Annotated in this window: 15 protein-coding genes; 7 read left to right on the top strand and 8 right to left on the bottom strand. The window is 58.7% G+C overall.

Annotated elements, in window-relative coordinates:
• Nucleotides 1–45: 45 nt before the first annotated feature.
• Both U8330_RS11925 and U8330_RS11930 read right to left on the bottom strand, forming a co-directional pair.
• Complete coding sequence (locus U8330_RS11925) at nucleotides 46–1059, bottom strand: NAD-dependent epimerase/dehydratase family protein (RefSeq protein ID WP_323107269.1); 1014 nt, start codon at nucleotides 1057–1059, stop codon at nucleotides 46–48.
• A gap of 275 nt (nucleotides 1060–1334) precedes the next feature.
• Nucleotides 1335–1523, bottom strand: coding sequence for a hypothetical protein (locus U8330_RS11930; RefSeq protein ID WP_323105492.1), 189 nt, complete (start codon nucleotides 1521–1523; stop codon nucleotides 1335–1337).
• Here U8330_RS11930 and U8330_RS11935 point away from each other — a divergent pair.
• The 7 genes from U8330_RS11935 (at nucleotide 1501) to U8330_RS11965 (ending at nucleotide 8600) form a co-directional block, all read left to right on the top strand.
• Complete coding sequence (locus tag U8330_RS11935; protein ID WP_323105493.1) at nucleotides 1501–3237, top strand: hypothetical protein; 1737 nt, start codon at nucleotides 1501–1503, stop codon at nucleotides 3235–3237. The genes U8330_RS11930 and U8330_RS11935 overlap by 23 nt on opposite strands.
• A gap of 139 nt (nucleotides 3238–3376) precedes the next feature.
• Nucleotides 3377–3562 (top strand): hypothetical protein, encoded by a 186-nt coding sequence (locus U8330_RS11940; protein ID WP_323105494.1) that lies wholly within the window; start codon nucleotides 3377–3379, stop codon nucleotides 3560–3562.
• A gap of 369 nt (nucleotides 3563–3931) precedes the next feature.
• Complete coding sequence (locus U8330_RS11945) at nucleotides 3932–5170, top strand: hypothetical protein (RefSeq protein ID WP_323105495.1); 1239 nt, start codon at nucleotides 3932–3934, stop codon at nucleotides 5168–5170.
• A 72-nt stretch (nucleotides 5171–5242) separates the two neighbouring features.
• Entirely contained in the window at nucleotides 5243–6361 is a 1119-nt protein-coding gene (locus tag U8330_RS11950; protein WP_323105496.1) for an acyltransferase, read from the top strand.
• A 657-nt stretch (nucleotides 6362–7018) separates the two neighbouring features.
• Nucleotides 7019–7306: a hypothetical protein gene (locus U8330_RS11955; protein WP_323105497.1), complete on the top strand. Its 288-nt coding sequence runs from the start codon at nucleotides 7019–7021 to the stop codon at nucleotides 7304–7306.
• A 12-nt stretch (nucleotides 7307–7318) separates the two neighbouring features.
• Complete coding sequence (locus U8330_RS11960) at nucleotides 7319–8155, top strand: hypothetical protein (protein WP_323105498.1); 837 nt, start codon at nucleotides 7319–7321, stop codon at nucleotides 8153–8155.
• Nucleotides 8130–8600 (top strand): hypothetical protein, encoded by a 471-nt coding sequence (locus tag U8330_RS11965; protein WP_323105499.1) that lies wholly within the window; start codon nucleotides 8130–8132, stop codon nucleotides 8598–8600. Before U8330_RS11960 ends, U8330_RS11965 begins: the two co-directional genes overlap by 26 nt.
• Nucleotides 8601–9032: 432 nt before the next feature.
• On the opposite strand, the gene U8330_RS11970 is transcribed toward U8330_RS11965, so the two are convergent.
• The 6 genes from U8330_RS11970 to U8330_RS11995 form a co-directional block, all read right to left on the bottom strand.
• Nucleotides 9033–9974 carry a polysaccharide pyruvyl transferase family protein gene (locus tag U8330_RS11970; protein ID WP_323105500.1) on the bottom strand — a complete coding sequence of 314 codons (942 nt, stop codon included), beginning with the start codon at nucleotides 9972–9974 and terminating at the stop codon, nucleotides 9033–9035.
• A gap of 14 nt (nucleotides 9975–9988) precedes the next feature.
• Nucleotides 9989–11764 (bottom strand): lipopolysaccharide biosynthesis protein, encoded by a 1776-nt coding sequence (locus tag U8330_RS11975; RefSeq protein ID WP_323105501.1) that lies wholly within the window; start codon nucleotides 11762–11764, stop codon nucleotides 9989–9991.
• Nucleotides 11664–12749: an acyltransferase gene (locus U8330_RS11980; protein ID WP_323105502.1), complete on the bottom strand. Its 1086-nt coding sequence runs from the start codon at nucleotides 12747–12749 to the stop codon at nucleotides 11664–11666. Before U8330_RS11980 ends, U8330_RS11975 begins: the two co-directional genes overlap by 101 nt.
• Before the next feature lie 385 nt (nucleotides 12750–13134).
• Entirely contained in the window at nucleotides 13135–14211 is a 1077-nt protein-coding gene (locus tag U8330_RS11985) for an acyltransferase (protein ID WP_323105504.1), read from the bottom strand.
• Nucleotides 14208–15455, bottom strand: coding sequence for a glycosyltransferase family 4 protein (locus U8330_RS11990; protein WP_323105505.1), 1248 nt, complete (start codon nucleotides 15453–15455; stop codon nucleotides 14208–14210). The genes U8330_RS11985 and U8330_RS11990 overlap by 4 nt, the downstream gene beginning before the upstream one ends.
• 3 nt (nucleotides 15456–15458) lie before the next feature.
• Entirely contained in the window at nucleotides 15459–16682 is a 1224-nt protein-coding gene (locus U8330_RS11995; RefSeq protein WP_323105507.1) for a glycosyltransferase family 4 protein, read from the bottom strand.
• Nucleotides 16683–16711 lie beyond the last annotated feature (29 nt).

Here is a 16711-nt window from a genome sequence, read left to right on the forward strand (position 1 = left end):
TCCGGCGCGCATGGTATCGGGCAGACTTAAAGGAATCGATATCCGTTAGAAGCCGTCCTGATACGTGGCAAGATGCCACGCGACGAAGCGACGAACGCCTTCTTCGATATCGATCTGGGGTCGGAAGCCGGTCAGAGCCTGCATCAAGTCCGGAGAGGCAAATGTATGCGGAACGTCTCCCTGCTGCATCGGCAGGAGATGCCGCACGGCGCGCCGTCCGAGGCAGGTTTCGATGATGTCGATGAAGCGGAAGAGTTCGACCGGACGGCCGCCACCGATATTGACGACCCGGAACGGCGCCTGGGGAGACAGGCTGTCCTGCTCAGTCGATGGTGACGAAACGGCGGTGTTTGGAGGAAGCGCCGCAAGCCGCAGGATGCCTTCGACGATATCATCGATATAGGTGAAATCGCGCGTCATCTTCCCTTCGCCATAGACGTCGATGGGCATACCCTTGCGGATCGCCTCGACGAAGCGGAAGAGCGCCATATCCGGACGGCCCCAGGGGCCGTACACCGTGAAGAACCGGAACGCGGTCGTCGGAACGCGGTAGAGATGGGCATGGCTATGCGCCATCAGCTCGGACGATTTTTTTGTCGCCGCATAGATCGTCAGCGGCTCGTCGGCTTTATCCCCTTCGGAGAAAGGAACCTTGGTGTTCGCACCGTAGATCGACGAGGTCGACGCCATCAGGAGATGGCCCGGTCGCACCTGTCTTGCCAGCTCGAGGATGTTAAAGGTGCCGATCAGGTTCGACGAGACGTAGCTTTCGGGGTCCTGCAGACTGTAGCGCACACCGGCCTGCGCTGCGAGGTGGAGGATGACATCCGGCGCCGATCCCGCGACCGCTCGGAGAAGCGCGTCGCGATCCTCCAGGCGTCCGATCACCGGCGTGAAGGCCGCGAACTGGCTCAAGTCCTGATGCCGGCGCCTCTTGAGCTCGACGTCGTAGTAGGGAGTCAGCCCGTCGAAGCCGACGACATGATGCCCTTCCTGCAGAAGCCGACGGCTGAGGTGGTAGCCGATGAAGCCTGCTGAGCCGGTGACAAGATAGTGCATGGACGCTCCGAGGCGGGCAATGAACGGCGGTCGGCCGACCTCGCGATCCGTCGGCAGGGCGGCTTTAGCCTGCAAATCCTCGGATGTCGACCACAGGAGATGTCGGAATGGCCGAGTATACGGGGCGGTATCCGCCCAGCCAGTCGTTGCAGCGAGAATTGGAGAAGGGAGCACGGTGAGGAGGTGACGCGTTCGAGCAAGACGGAGATCCTTCAAGGTCTGCGTGGTTCATTTCGTGGCGCTTCCGAACGAGCGGACGCTTTCAGATCCCGCAGTCAAGCCCTGCCGGCTGCCGAACCCATCCAGGTCAGCCGTTTTTTCTGAGATTCGAACAGGTCGTTAAAATCTTCAGCTTCGGCATTTCGGTCCGTTAGAACTCCGCCGCCATCTTGGGCTCTACCAAGCAGGGGCATCAGAATGACGACGATCAAGATCAGCAGCATGGCATCCACCGAGGCGTTCATCGCGTCCATCGGCGTCAACGGCCACGTCGAACAAGCTGGGTCTGCCTATGCCAATCCAAACAGCACTGTCTCCGCGATGAATTATCTCGGTGTCAGCTACCTGCGCAACCATTACGCCGAGACCAGTCTTGGGTTGAACAATATCAATGCTTTGGCAAATGCGGGCATCAAGTTCGATTTCGTTCCGATTCCTCACTGGATCGAAAAGACCGTGGATGTCGCAGCGTTCATCAAGGGCCTCGAAAAATTCGAGAAAGCGCACCCAGGCTCGATCGCCGCGATCGAAGGACCGAACGAGGTCAATATCTACGCCGTGAATGTCAAGGGCGTGAAAACCATTGCCTCGGGCGCCGAGGTCCAGAAGCAGCTCTATGCTGCGATCAACAAGTCGTCTCTCTTGAAAGACAAGGACATCTACAACGTCAGCCTCGGTTCGACCGATGCCAATCAATACAAGCAGTTGGGCAATCTCTCCGGTCACACCGACTTCGCCAACGCACATGCTTACGTGATGTCGACGACTACGATCTCGGCAGGGCTCGACTATCTCATCGGCTTTGCCAAAATCTCCGCGCCGAACAAGCCCGTGGTCATTACCGAGGCTGGATATACGACCCTCGACAATTACTGGTACAACGGTGTTTCCCACATCGTTCAGGCAAAATACACCTTGAACACGCTCGCCTCGGCCTTCGACAAGGGCGTTAGCAAGACCTATCTCTACGAGCTCTTCGATTTTCGGCCGGACCTCACTCCGGGCAGCGCGAACAGCCATTTCGGGTTGTTCAATGCCGATGGCACCCCCAAGCTCGCCGCGACCGCCATCCACAACATGACGACGATCCTCGCCAATGACAGCTCGCTAAAGGCTCCGGTGACGAATGCCTCGTTCACCTACTCGCTGAAGGGGATGCCGCTTAAAGGTCAGGACATGGTTCTGTCGAAAGGGAACGGGTCGGTCGATCTCATCGTCTGGTCGGAACCGACTCTCTGGAACCAGAACACCAAGACAGGCGTGCTTGCTCCCACGACGACGGTCACTGTTACCTTCGGATCGGTCGAGAGCATCGTGTCCGTCTATGATCCGCTGCTCGGCAAGAACGCGATCAAGACTTATTTCGGTGTGCGCGAGATCAAGGTCGATATATCCGACCATCCCCTGATCATTGAAACGACCGGCAAAAGCGCTGTCCCTGATAAGGCTGCCAGCGTCGGCGGGCATCTGGTGGGCGGCACGAGCGCTGATGTCATTCGCGGCCAGTCGTCTAAGGACGTCATCGTTGGCAATGACGGCTCGGACAAGCTCTACGGTGGGAACGGGAACGATATGATCTACGGCAACGCCGGGAAGGACCTTCTGCACGGCGGCATGGGCGCGGATAAGCTCTTCGGGGGTGCAGACGCCGATACCTTCCTCTTCAAGAACATCAAGGAAAGCACCGTCGCAGCCAGCGGTCGCGATACGATCTACGACTTCGAAAAGGGCGACCATATCGACCTGCGTGCGATCGATGCGAACTCGAAGGCTTCTGGCGATCAGGCCTTTGCTTTCATCGGGGACAAGGACTTCTCGGGCAAGCACGGGCAGCTGCGGTACGAAGCGGACTCTTCGGGCGTCCAGGTCTACGGCGACGTCAATGGCGACGGAAAGGCCGATTTTGCCATCTATCTCAAGGATGTCGCCAAACTGGTCAGCGGGGATTTCTACCTCTGACGATGACGGATCCGGAGGCGGTGCATCAACGTGTCGTGGTGCCGTCATAGCGCGGCCCGCGACGGGCCGGAGGTGTTCGGCGAGCAGTCCCATCGGCCTGCCGCGAAGCCGCCTCCCATCAAGGTGACCCAGGCGACAGGTGACCCAGGCGACACAGGCCGCCACCGACGTGGCTGCCGCGTTCTATCGCAAAGCCTATTCCACCCTCCGACAATCGGTGCCCAGCTCGATTTGCCCCGATGATTTCGATGAGGCTTTCACCTCGTCGCCGACCGTCTGCCAGCGTCCGCCCCTCCATGACGAGCGCATGCCGGGCGACGCGTGAGGCGAGGAGTTCGGCCACCAGGACCGCGACTTTTCCCGTCCCTCTGCCTGACCGAGAACGATCTCCGCGTTCGGAGGGTTTACATGAGCCATCCCGGATGCTCTATGTCGTCGGCGATGTCGCGAAAATCGAGCCATGGCAGAGATGCGCGATGACCGAGTTCTGGGTGCGGCGTCAGGCGGCAATTGGCCGCGTTCGACGGTCGCGCGACGAGATCGTTAGGATCGACAAGGCCGCTGCCCGAGCCTGGAATCGCGGCACGACACTCCGTAGTCCGAAGGAGACTGTTCCATTTCCGGTTTCAGTAGACGTCAACTCCTGACAACTGTGCCCGCTGCGATTGCAGCGACCACTCTGGCGCTTCGGCCAGTGGCGACACAGGCTCAGGAGGTTCGGTTAAGTGCTTCGGCCTTCGTCGATAGCGTCGGCATTTGCACGCATCTGTCGCAGGAGCAGACCCCGGGCGCTCGCAGCTTCGATCGCGTCTTCGAGCTGATGAAGGAGTTGGGTATCCGCCGTCTCCGGGACGAGGCGGGCTTGAGCGTGCGTTCGAGCCGAAATGCTCCCACTTTCAAGCGAATCCGCCAATGTGTGGCGTCAGGCTTTTCCTTCAGCCTGATCTGTTTCGATGCCAACAGCCCCTATTCCTATACGCCGCCGAGCATGCTGGAGGCGATCTATGACTGGTGCGACGGCGGCGTCGACATGTTTGAGGGCAGCAACGAACCGAATCTTGCTACGGCATCGTGGCGCCAGCCGCTCATTTCAAAAGAGCACCAGATGATGCTGTTCGAGCGGATCAAGGGGAGCGAGCGACTGCGACATATCCCTCTGGCTGGAGCAAGCTACGTCCAGGGCAATATCGGACTGGCTTTGGAGCAGTCCGCCTATTGCGACTACGCCAATATTCACCCCTATGCGGGGATGGAACATCCCGAGACAAAGCGGAACGGCAGCCTGGCCAGAGCCGTCGGCGCGTCTCGTCGAATCTTTCGAGACAAGCCGGCCGTCGTGACGGAAATCGGCTATCATATCGCCACGAGCACGACGGGAAGCTTCTTCCCTGTCTCGCAGGACATCAAAACGCGATATCTGCCGCGCACTTTGCTGTGGTCTTTCAAATCGGGAATCGTGCGAACCTACCTTTACGAGTTCGTGTCGAGCTTCCCCTCCGATCCGGCGAATCCGGAAGCGTCCTTCGGGCTCATCACCAACGAGCTGGAGGTGACGCCTGCGTTCAGGGCAACCAAGGCTCTGCTCGACCTCTGCCGCGGCAGCGCATCGACATCCGGGTCGCGGCAGCCTTATGAAGGGGCCGTCGATTTCCTCGATCCGGACAGCGACCGCCAGAGCCTCAGGCTGGAGCGCGCCGATGGCACGACCTTGGTTCCGGTCTGGCTGGGAATACCGGCGTGGCGTTGGCCCGGTGGCGTGGAACGCCCGCCGGAAGACCGCACGCTTCGTTTCCGCCTCGCGGACGCGGACCGCCCGGTCTCAGTTCACAGGTTTCGAGACAATGGAACTGTCGAGGTCACAAAAATCTCGGCAGCCACCGGACACTATACAGCCGTCGTCAGCGATCAGATGAGCGTCATCGAGATCGGATGACGCGTCTCGTCATGGCAGGCTCGCCGGCTGCGCTGCGACGGGTTCTTTCCACCTAGACATGCGGGATTTCCGATGACCGTTACATCTCAAGTCCAGCCGCCGTCGCGCGCTTCGAGACTCGAAAGCATCCAACTTCTTCGTGCCATCGCTGCAACGATGGTTGTCATTCTACACGCCTCGATCGTCGTCTATCCGGAGGGCGGACTGCCCTTCATTCCGCGCTTCGGCGTGGGGGTCGACCTCTTCTTCGTCATCTCCGGCTTCGTCATCGTCTATTCGGCGCGGTCCCTGTTCGAGAAGCCCGGCGGCTGGCGGCGATTCCTCCTGCTTCGCATCATTCGCGTCGTCCCGCTCTACTGGATGGCATTGACGCTGCGCCTCGCCATGCTGGCAGCCGGTGCGCTTGCGGGGGTCAAGGCGTTTCCCGACGCCGTGGACATCCTGACCTCATATTTCTTCATTCCGCACGACAGCATGGGATACGGAGACGCCTACCCCTTCCCTATCCTCGACCTCGGCTGGTCGCTCAATTTCGAGATGTTCTTCTACCTCGTCTTCGCGTTCTTTCTAGCCCTGCCCATGCGGCGCGCGGTCTTCGCCTGCGGCCTTGTCATGGCGCTCGGAGTCGGCCTGGCGTTCGTCTTCCCTTTGCCCCTTCCCTTCGGGTTCTGGCTCCAGCCGATCATCCTCGAATTCGTTTCCGGGATGGCGCTTGCTCTGATTTACATGAGCGGCGTGCGGATCTCTCCTTGGGTCAGCGTTCTGCTTGTTGCCGCGGCCCTGTACATCTGGTTCGGTAACACCTTCAGCCAGTATGCTTCAGGCGAGGGACCGGGGTACTACGCCTTCCCAAGGTTCATCGTCCTAGGAGGGGGCGCGATATGCCTCATGGCCGCAGCAACGCTCACCCGCGACCTCGACCTTCCCAAGCCGCTTCTGTCTCTCTCAACCCTTGGCGACTCCTCTTACGCCTTGTACTTGCTGCATCCTTTCGTTCTGCTCGCCTTCAAGGCCATTCATGAGTACTTGCCGACGATTCCGACCTTGCAGCCGCTGATCCTTGCTGCGATGGTGCTGGCAACGATCAGCTGTGCCCACGCATTTCACGTCCTCATCGAACGTCGTATCAACGCTAAGCTACGTGGTCTCACGGCTGTGCGCCAACCGTCCGCGGCGATGAAACAGTCCTAGGGCAAACCCCCGCGCTGTCGCGACAGACCTGCTGGCAGCGCATCCAAGTCAACACACCCGCCCTGACCGAATCCTTGTCCGCTGCCGAGAACACGATGGTACGTCGAGGCTGGCCCCATGTTGGCCGCGTTGTGACGCAGGCATCGTCGATTCTGCACAACCGAGCGGGACACAAAACGCTGTAACCCTCTGTGCGGCCCCTGCGTCATTGATCGGCAACCGTCACGAAGCATAGACGCAGTAAGCCTTGCCGGTCACGATCACCGAGCTCGAGGTTCGACAAATTCGGCGAGATTTGGCTCCGTTCGTAATCCTACCACGGGCCGCATCCGATAGCATTCGCTGCGCTGCAAGGGCCGCGATCCAAGGCTCTCCTCTGCTTCGGATGACAGCATCTCGGGACCTGACAAATCGACCCACGACCCTGCCTAAACGGGCTTTAAATGAGCAGGCACTTAGCCTATGCCGAAATTTAAGAGTTTACTAAATTTCTAGCGAATGTTAGTGATACGCTTGGAATTTTTTCCGCACCCGCGAAAGAGCGGTTGTTTCAGAGTCAAAATTCTGTTACTGCTCGCTTAATTGGTGTATCTTTCTGAGGAGAGAGTGCGCCGAGACGGTTGTTTCAGTATTTATTGCAGACAAGAGGAACAGGAAATGTCTCTTCCCACCTTCCAGGCATTCTATCAGTCCGTTAAGGCTGGCTTCGCCTCCTTCGGCACCACCGTTACCGGCTTCACCTTCATCGGTGGCGGCACGTCTGTTGCCGTCATGTACAATGTCGGCGCCGGCCCGGTTCAGTCGTCGACCTTCTACCAGAACGTCAACTATGTCGGCGTTCCCGGTCCGGAACTTGCTGCCGGTCTACCGATTCTTGCCGCTGCCATTGCCTACGGTTCTTACCGTGCAATCCGCAACGCGCGCTCAGCCAACAACGCTGCTTGACGATTGCCGGGCATGAGTTTGCTCTTGCCTTGGTTGAAGTCGTGGAAACGGTCGGAAGCAATTTCGGCCGTTTTCTTTCTGTGCTTCATGAATGGCGTCGCCACCCGGGCGTCTGCCTACGTGCATGAATTCGGCCTTTCTCCGGCGTTCATGAGCCTTTTCGGGATTAGCGCGCTCGTCCTCATCGCTTTCTATCTGGCGCTGCGCAATGTGCTGGCGGCAACCCCACAGCCTCTGACAAGATCCGATCTCATCATCTTCTCCGCTATTCTCGCGCTGAACCTGATCGCGACACCGATTATCAGCTGGCTTTCGCTTACGTTTGTTGCGGCTCGCGAATATCTGCGGAGCAATCAGGATCCGCTTCTCAAGCGCGGCGCTGCCCTGATGATCGGCGCCACGGTGCCGATGTTCTGGGGGCGGCTCGTCTTCAGCCTGGCGAGCAGTGTTATTCTGAAAGCCGATGCGACTTTGGTTTCGCTGGTGACCGGAACAGCCAGGACGGGAAATGTCGTTGCTTTGCCGAACGGCGGCGGCTTTCTGTGGATTGCAGACGCCTGCTCCTCGTTCGGGAACATTTCCTTGGCGATGTTGTGCTGGCTGATGTTCATGGAGTATCGGGGCAGGCGCGAGCGCACACCCGCAGATTATATCACCTGTTTCTACGCCTGCCTGAATGTCGTCGTGATCAACATCACACGGATCTCGATCATCGCCGTCCGGCCCGACCTTTACAATCTCGTTCATGGTCCGTGGGGTGCCATGGTCGCGGGCTACCTTACCACTTTCGTCGTCATCCTGATTTGCTCATCCGGTATCAAGCGTGAACAACACCAACTCGCTGTCTAAGATTGCAGTGGTTCTGCTGATAACCTTCGGGCTCGTCGCGCTGCGATGGCGCCCTGTGGAGGCCAACATCCACTCGACGGAAGAGATTCACTCGACGGTGAAGCCGTTTCTCGACAAAAACGGCTTCACAATCACCCAGCAGACACAGGACCAGGTGACGGCGTCGAGCGGATCGTGTGATGTCATCATCAAGGAGGTTGCGCCGGAGGGGTGGAACGAGTCGCAGATGATGGTGATGGCGGCGGGTCGCAATCTTCTTTTTGTGACGCGCGGACAAGTCTATCCGGGCCAACAACCCGTGTGGAGGACTTGGTCCTATCTCCAATACTATCGTGTGATGACGAAGATAGGAATGCCGGTGTCCAAGGCCTTCGTCTTCGGCGTATCACCTTCCACGGGGTGTAACGCCGTCAACATCGACTGGGCTCAACTGACACCCGCTTAAAAGCGCCCCTCCCCCGCCGGCGCTTTGCCCTATCCTGATGCTTTTGTCGCTGGTGCGGATGAACCAGGCACGCACGATGCTTCAGCCGGACGGACAGCCTCGAAGCGTTCCTCGCGTCGATCCTTTCATCCTGTTTGCCGATCGAACCGCGGAAAGACACCGTCTCGGGTGGCCGTCGCCGACGAACTGCAGCACGGAGGAATGGCCCTTGATCGGCTTTTCGGGCACCTTCCCTAGGCGCGAAACCGCACATGCGCCTCGCACGGGGACGAGATGAGAACAATCGAGACAGGCGCGGGAATGCATCCATAGGCAACTAAACCGCCATGGATCGCGGTTTAGTCGATCTGAGGTGCTGTCTGTTCTCTCGCTACGGCTTTGGTAGGCTACTCGTCTCTTTCCTGTTCAACACGCTCGTCGGTCAGAAAGACCTTAAACGAATTGGCCTTTCCAGGTCGCGATTGCCTCAAGAGGCAGCGTGATGACCGGTACCGGGCTGCCATCGATCCACTCCCGCATGCGCTTGAAGTCTTTCCGATCCATAGTGGGTAGACCAGTATCTTTGGAAATTTCCGTTGCCCGGTTGTCCACCTTGACGATCAGCGCGCGACGAAACTTCTGCATCGCGCGGATACCACCATGCAGCCGTGTCCCCACAAAGTCGATATTATTCTTGTCGAGGAAGTCGTTGTAGGCGGCGAGCGTCGGGTTGATCTGCAAGATGCCCGGAATGCTCAGCTTCTGAAAGTACTCCATATCGGCGTGCTGCTGTGGCCAGAAGTAGACCCTCTCATAGCGCTCTTTGAGGATCCGCAGCATCTCACCATCTTCTTCCGGGCGGTTCAGATAATGCGTGAGCGTCGTGACGACGGCCGGCGCCTTGGTCGTCGGTATCTTAGCACAATGTTCAGGGTTGAGCTTCCACATCGTCGGGCAGGAGGTGTTGACCACCCTCTTGCCAAAGGAGCGCAGCTTTTCTTCGGTGTAGCTATCCCGAACCGAGTGGATCACCTCGGAGGAAAGGACTTTCTTCAAGAGCCAAGCCGAATATTTGTTCGGAGCCTTCATATAGTTCATCCAGCCGCAGCCGAGCAGGACTGCGTTGTTGAAGCTGTATGCGTCCCATGGGTAGAGCTTCCAGAGAACGCGTGCCTCCATGTTCGAGGCGAGAATGTTCGTTCCCGCGACAAACGCATACTGGCTTTTCTGGAGAAGGCTTTTCGATGCCTTCGTCATGTATTCATGCGTTGCGACGGTGTAGGGATATGCGTCGGGAAGGACCTCCAGGAGGACATCCTTGACGGCATCAACAATGATCTGGTCGCCGAGATTGTCCGAGGCTACCGTCGTATCCATAAGGGTGATTGTCTTCATAATGCTATCCCCAATTAAAGCGTCTTCGGTTTCAGTATTTTGAGAGCTTCGCTCGAGACACTGCGGACGATGTCCGGCATGAAGAGAAAGCTCCCACCAAGATAAACGATACCGCCGCTTGCGAGCAGGACGACGCAAAGGGCTGGATCCGGGATTCGTCCTGCAACGGTCAGGTAGATGCCGTACACGATGGCGGCCATGCCCAGCGAGAGAAGAAGCGGCGGGCCAATCGCCGAGAAGATCCGCGAAGTGGAGACACCGGCGTCCGTGCGCATGATGCGGAGCGTCATAGGCCAGACGAGGTAGGTCCGCAACAGATGCGAGAATGTGACGGCGTAAAGTCCGAACGGCGCCGCCATCAGGCTGAGCGTTGTCCCGACCCCGACCTGGACCAACGAGATGTAGAAGTTCTGATCTGCGCGCTTGATGGCGGCCATCAGCGGCCACATGAAGGAACTGACCACGAAGGGGACCGCGGTCAGGCAGAGCAATTGCAGAACTGGCACAGCATCCGCCCAGTTCGGCCCGAAAACAACGGGAACCATCACCGGCGCAATGGCCGCCATCCCGAAGAAGCAGGGAAAGGCCAGAACTGATGAGAGGCGGATGAAGCCGAGATAGGCCTCGTCGACCCGACCGCCTTCCGCACCCGTTCGCGCGAAACTCGCCATAGCGACAGCGCCCAGCGGAATGACAGCAAGCTGGCTGACCAGATCGATGCAGCGCCAGGAAAGGCGAATATAGCCAACGGCGGCCGGTGTGAGAAACGCTGCCGCAATCAGCTCTTGTAGACGGACATTCAACCCGATCAGCAGATTGGCGCCGAAGACGCGGGAACCGAAGGTCCACTGGTCCTTTGCTAAGGCAGGCACGAACCGCATCTTGGGAACCCAGCCGAGGGTCACCCAGTTGAGGATGGCGGTTGCCAGGCTTGCAAGGACGCGCTGAGCGACCATTGCCCAAACCCCCCATCCATAGACCGCAAGCAGAACCGAAATCCCGCCCGCAACGATATTTGCCGCGATCGCGCGCATTGCAAGCTGCTTGAAGGCGAAACTGCGCTGTAGCCGCGCCTCGTGAACCGCGCCAACCCCGCCGAAGACGAGCACCAGCGACAGGGTCATGAGCACCGGCCCAAGCTCCGGCATGGAAAACAACTGGGCGATCGGCAGGGCGAGAAGGACGAGGATGATGCAGAGAAGGAACCCTCCTCCGGTCGACAGCCAGAACGCGGTATCGGCGAATTCCTCCTCGAGGACAGGACGTTGAATTACAGCCTCCGGAAGCCCGCCGCGCGAGACGATTAGAATGATATCGACGAAGACGCTGGCGACTGCGACGATGCCGAACTCGTCCGGCGTTAGAAGTCTTGCCAGCACCAGAAAGACAAGAAACGACAGGATAACGTTCCCGTACGTGCTGACCGCGCTCCAGAATGCTCCCACGACGGAGCGACGCTCTAGCGGTGCGAATTTTCGATCGTTGCTCAAAGTGAACCCCGGCGTTGACCCATGGTGGGCTGGAAGGCGACGGACTGCGAAGACGCGGCCCATCGCCTCGCAATGTACGGTGAAGGGTGCGAAACCCGCATAAACCTTCGCTCGCGCGGCGAAAGGGACGGGCACCTTCCGCGACCAGTGTCGATCACCGCCGCGGTCACAGCTGATGCGCGTTCTACACAGACGTCCGTCATAGTGATCGCACCATGTGCGCTGTCTTCTGCGACGGCAAGCCGGTCGATGCGATGCCAAGCAAAGACCCGATGCGCAACCGTTGAGCAATAATGACAACGACGGACGGAACGAGCACGCCCGTTACAGTCAGCAGAACAAGCAGGACACCCGCCTGGTCGATATGAAACAGCCGTACGAGGACCGCTCGCGTGAAGCCGATGACCAGGATGTGCAGAACGAAGATACCCATGGAGCAAGCCCCGAGCATCTGAAGCCAGAAGTGAAGGCGTTCGAAAGAGCTTCGCTCGATGAGTGCGCCGGTGGCAAGGAACGCAGCTAATCCCAAGAAGGCGGCCGGCAGGGGCAGACGTTCGGGAACGCTCAACATAAAGCATCCGATCGCACCCCCCACATAGCACAGCATGAACGGCATCCACAGGCGGCCTGCCATCGAGATCAATCTTCTCACTCCGGCAAGACCGGTGACGCATCCGAGAAGGAAATAGAAGATGGCGTAGGTGACATCGTTCAAAACAGGAAGGTTCGGGAAGCGGAAACTCAGGAGAAACGCGGCAAAGCTCAGCGCGAGCGCGACCAGCATTCCCGCCCGACGAGGTGTGATCGAGCGGATGACGTAAGCGAACAGGTTTGCGAAGAACAGCGCATACAGGAACCAGAATGGAGAGAGCGGCGACCAGAGGATTTCGCCGAGCCTTGCCCAGGTCATACCACCATTCGTTGCGCCCGTACCAGAAATCATGACCTGGACGCTGCCTTGCAGGACCGACCATAAGAGATAGGGATAGACGATAGTCTTGGCACGCCCACTCCAGAACTTACCCGCACCCTTCTTCAAAGACTGCTCGAAGAACAGGCCGGACAGGAAGAAGAAAACAGGCATGTGAGCGGCATAGATGACATAGTCGATCACGAAAAGGGGACTGCCAGCAGGGATCATCGCGGCGTTCACCAATCCTCTGAACGCATGGCCGTAGACAACCAGCACGATGGCCAGCCCTTTGACGACATCGATGAATTCAACGCGGCGTTGACCTGCCAATGATGGTTGACGGGAAGCCTCTGTCGTGTTGGTCGACGACATCTTAGCTGCCCTCCCCAAGGGGAGCCGATCCACTGGCGTCATACGAGAGCACGTATGGCATCTCGTTCGATCTCATGGCGTCCGACACCTGATTTTTTCCACGTCTCGTCACGTTCTCGCTTTCCGGAATGGACAACCTTGCGCAGCAACCGCGTCAAACGCTGGCATCCGGAATGGGTCCAGCAAGGTTTGCCTGCAACCAACGAACATTGCCGAGCCTCTCAGATCGGCCTCTTCCGATAGTAATGCTCCGAGAGAGGCACTGCCCAGCACCTGCCGTCGGAACGGCTTGCGCCTGTCAACCGGAGACCGGCCTTCGTCATAAGACCGCATGAACAGTACCCGCACCATGATGCGTTGTGCCCCCAATCGCTTTGTTCGCGAGTCACGCTGTCTGGCGTCGATCGGCAATACCGCGATCCGAAAGCCTTCTGCCCAGTGCGATCGCGGGTGCTTCGACGAAGCGATAGGTCAGTGCCGCCATGATGATCGAGAATACCATGGCCAGCAGGATGAAGAGGTGGATCGGAATTCTTTCGACCGCGGAGCCCAGCAGGATGTTGGCCAGTTCCTGACCGATAGGGCCGAAGAGATAGAGCGAGTAACTGATGGTTCCGAGATAGATCAGCACGGGATGGGTAAGCCGGATCCGCGCAGTGAACAGGACGAACAGCGCCATCGCGGCATAATAGCTGATCAGGTATCGGTACCAGGTCTCTCCGAACCCCGTATCGAAGTTGTAGGCCAGGACGCAGAGCGGCGGCAGCACAACGGCAATCGCCGCGGTGACCATAATGAACAGTCGACGGACATTCTCGCGCTGCTCGAGCGTGTAGCGCCACAGGAGCCCCCAGAACATCACCGTCAGGCCCAGAGGGATCGCTACCGGCAGGCTCTTGCCCGTCCAATAGCGAAGCGCTGCCGCAAGCAGAGCCGCTCCGAGAAAGAGAAGAGTGGTCGCTGCCACCATCCTGGCTTTGCCGAGCCAGCCGATTACGAAGAGCCCTGCGCTGATAGCGTAGAAGATGAGTTCGATCTGCAGGGTCCAGTAGACTCCGATGATGTTCGGGAATCCGAGGAACTGCTGGACCATTGTCAAATTCGCCAGCACCATCGGCAGGGTAAACGGCCGATTCAGCATGACGAAAAGGACGAGAAGCCCGACGGGAATGGATAGCCAGAACGCCGGATAGAGACGGAAAAAGCGACTGATGACGAAATGCTTCAGAGGCTGTTCCCGCGGCTTCAAAATCGAATAGGGGATGACGAAACCTGAAATCGCGAAGAAGACGGCGACGGCAATCTTTCCGAGATCTGCCCACTCGGTCAACAGCGCGAACAAGGCGTGTTCGGCGCCGAAGGAGACCTTGCCCGTCTTGAGCGCGAACTCTGCAACGTGGTAATAGATTACGCTGAGAGCGGCCAGTCCGCGCAAGGAATCAAGGTGGGCGAGACGGTTCATCGCGCGACACTCCGGATCGGCGAAACGAAGGACTTTCCTGCCGACGCCATGACGTCCTGATAGAGGCGGTCGTAATTCTCACCAACCCGACGCGAGGTCGATTCCTCGACCACGTTCCCGAAGTCGTATTCGGTAACGATCTCTTCGCGAGATTTCGTAAGGAGACGACGGATCCTGTCAGCCAGCTCATTCACGTTGCCAGGCTCGAAGAGATAATCGGGTTGATGCTCGCCGATCAGTTCGGGGATGCCGCCAGATTTCGCACCGATGCAAGGCACGCCCATGAAGAAGGCCTCGTAGATCGTGCGTGGCGATGGCTCGGCCCAGATCGACGGGACGATCAGCACGTCGACCTGATCATAGAGATCCTTTGGTTTCGTAAAGCCCAGGAACTCAATCGGCAGGTCGCCGGCCTCGGCCTTGAACCGTTCGACGGAATCGTCCAGCGCCTTCCCGGCCACCAGACATTTCCAATTACCCTGGCCAATCTGCTTGAAGGCCTCGACCATCGTTCCAACACCCTTTTCGGTATTGATCCGGCCGATATAGCCGAAGGTCAGGGGGCGACCGCTGCGATCGATCTGCGCGCGCGCGACCGGATCACCATCCGGCACGGAGCAGGAATAATAGATGACCCGTCGAAGCCGCTCCGGAATATGGTGAAAGAAGCCGTTGTCCGTGTGAATTCTCAGGGTCTCATGGCTGACGCTGGCAACGCCGGCAATATGCCGCTGCGTAAATTTCTTCGAGAAGTTGACGACTTTGCAACCCATGTGGATATGGTTACAGTTCTCGCCGCGGCGGAACATCGCCGCGTTGCCGCAGATCAGATCATATTCGCAGATCGTATGAACGATCGGAATCTTCCGGCGGGCCGCGGCACGCCAGACCAGGGTCGGAACGTCGAGCAGAGAATGGGTGTTCAGCAGGTCCGGCTTGAAGTCGTCGAGAACCTGCTCGAACTGCCTCTCGACGTTGAAATTCCACTGCTGCTTGATCTTCTGCATCCGTCGCTCATGCGACGAATGGCCGGCTCCATCCTCGATCCAGAAATCGTTGTTGTGGAACATCCGATAAACAGTGACGCCATTGATGACGGTCTTCGGTTCCGCCTGACGCTCGATGCAGGCTGCACCAACGGTATGACCCATCTGGACCTGCTCCTCCGCAAGATCGCGAACAGACAGTTCGCAACCGCCGAGAACATGGGGAGGGTATAGTGAAAGGAGATGAAGGATTCGCATCGTTCAAGAGTCCATTCTGACGTCCGCGCGCGAGCCGGCGGCCAGCGACGTGTAAAGGTCAAGATAGTCTGCGGCAACGCGGTCGGGATCAACCCGCGCCGCGATCGCCGACTGGCGGTTCACAGCCTGCAGAAGGCGAGTTCGATCATCCATGACGGATCGCATCGCTGCGGCAAGCTCCATGACGTTTCCGGGCTCGAAAACGAAACCCGCGCCGGATGCGGCGATCTGCTCGGCGACGCCGGCAAGATCCGAGCCGATGACTGGAATCCCCCGCAGCAAAGCCTCCGTTACCGTCCGGCCAAATGCTTCCGGCCAGAGAGGCGGCACGACGAGGCAGTCAATTTGTTCGAAGAACTGGTCGGCGTCCACATAGCCTGGGAACGTCACAGGATGATGAGCAGCCTTCCGGCGATATTGATCCAGCCCATCCGGGGCCTTTCCGGCCATGATCAGAGACCAACCTTCCGCAGGCAGAAGGCCAAGGGCTTCGAGCAGAACATCCGCCCCCTTGGGGGCTTCCAAGCGGCCAAGATAGCCGAACACGACGGGTTCGCCCAACGGGGGCGGCTGACGCTTGCGGGCCTCCGTCGGAGCATCGATGGCATTCCAAATGACCTTGCGATTCTGCACCGGCACGTCCGCGAAAAACCCGGCTCTGACATGCCGTTCGAGAATGTCACTGCCAACGCCGACCGCGGCCTTGACGGTTCGCTGTTGCCGGCGATGGTACTTCGTCATTAACCGGCACTTGATCGAACTGCCGTCGCAGATATGCCCGTCGTGAAACAGGGAGCCGTTGGAGCACATGCTGGTAAAATCGTGCAGCGTGTGGACGACAGGAACACCACAGCGCGCGATCATCGGCCAGATGGTTGGGGTCAGTTCCGAAAGCGAATGCGTGTTCACCACGTCCGGTCGAAAGTCGCGTATCGCGGCCTCAAGCCGGCCAACGACCGCGCCTTTCCGCTGAACCGCAATTTTATAGAGCTTCTGCTTCCAGCCGGGCTGGTTCGGCCAATCCAACACGAAGAACGGGGTGTCGTGGCCGAGGGAATAGAGTGTGGCGTCACCCTGACGGCGGGGCGGCTCGACTCTGCGCGTCACCGCTGCCACGGCAACCTCGTGTCCCAATATTCTCTGCTGGGACACCAGATTTTCCACGAACAACTCGGCACCACCGACTCGGTCGGGCGCGAACAGTGATGTCACATGGAGGATACGCATTGGACTCCTGGATCTATGCGACGCATGAT

The sequence above is a fragment of the Rhizobium sp. CC-YZS058 genome (assembly GCF_034720595.1).
Classification (GTDB): domain Bacteria; phylum Pseudomonadota; class Alphaproteobacteria; order Rhizobiales; family Rhizobiaceae; genus Ferranicluibacter.

Excerpts from the sequence above, each read along its gene's own strand:
- U8330_RS11950 (WP_323105496.1), top strand. The coding sequence starts at position 5,243 with ATGACCGTTACATCTCAAGTCCAGCCGCCGTCGCGCGCTTCGAGACTC.
- U8330_RS11980 (WP_323105502.1), bottom strand. The coding sequence starts at position 12,749 with ATGTCGTCGACCAACACGACAGAGGCTTCCCGTCAACCATCATTGGCA.
- U8330_RS11925 (WP_323107269.1), bottom strand. The coding sequence starts at position 1,059 with ATGCACTATCTTGTCACCGGCTCAGCAGGCTTCATCGGCTACCACCTC.
- U8330_RS11960 (WP_323105498.1), top strand. The coding sequence starts at position 7,319 with ATGAGTTTGCTCTTGCCTTGGTTGAAGTCGTGGAAACGGTCGGAAGCA.
- U8330_RS11970 (WP_323105500.1), bottom strand. The coding sequence starts at position 9,974 with ATGAAGACAATCACCCTTATGGATACGACGGTAGCCTCGGACAATCTC.
- U8330_RS11985 (WP_323105504.1), bottom strand. The coding sequence starts at position 14,211 with ATGAACCGTCTCGCCCACCTTGATTCCTTGCGCGGACTGGCCGCTCTC.
- U8330_RS11995 (WP_323105507.1), bottom strand. The coding sequence starts at position 16,682 with ATGCGTATCCTCCATGTGACATCACTGTTCGCGCCCGACCGAGTCGGT.
- U8330_RS11990 (WP_323105505.1), bottom strand. The coding sequence starts at position 15,455 with ATGCGAATCCTTCATCTCCTTTCACTATACCCTCCCCATGTTCTCGGC.
- U8330_RS11935 (WP_323105493.1), top strand. The coding sequence starts at position 1,501 with ATGGCATCCACCGAGGCGTTCATCGCGTCCATCGGCGTCAACGGCCAC.
- U8330_RS11930 (WP_323105492.1), bottom strand. The coding sequence starts at position 1,523 with ATGAACGCCTCGGTGGATGCCATGCTGCTGATCTTGATCGTCGTCATT.
- U8330_RS11955 (WP_323105497.1), top strand. The coding sequence starts at position 7,019 with ATGTCTCTTCCCACCTTCCAGGCATTCTATCAGTCCGTTAAGGCTGGC.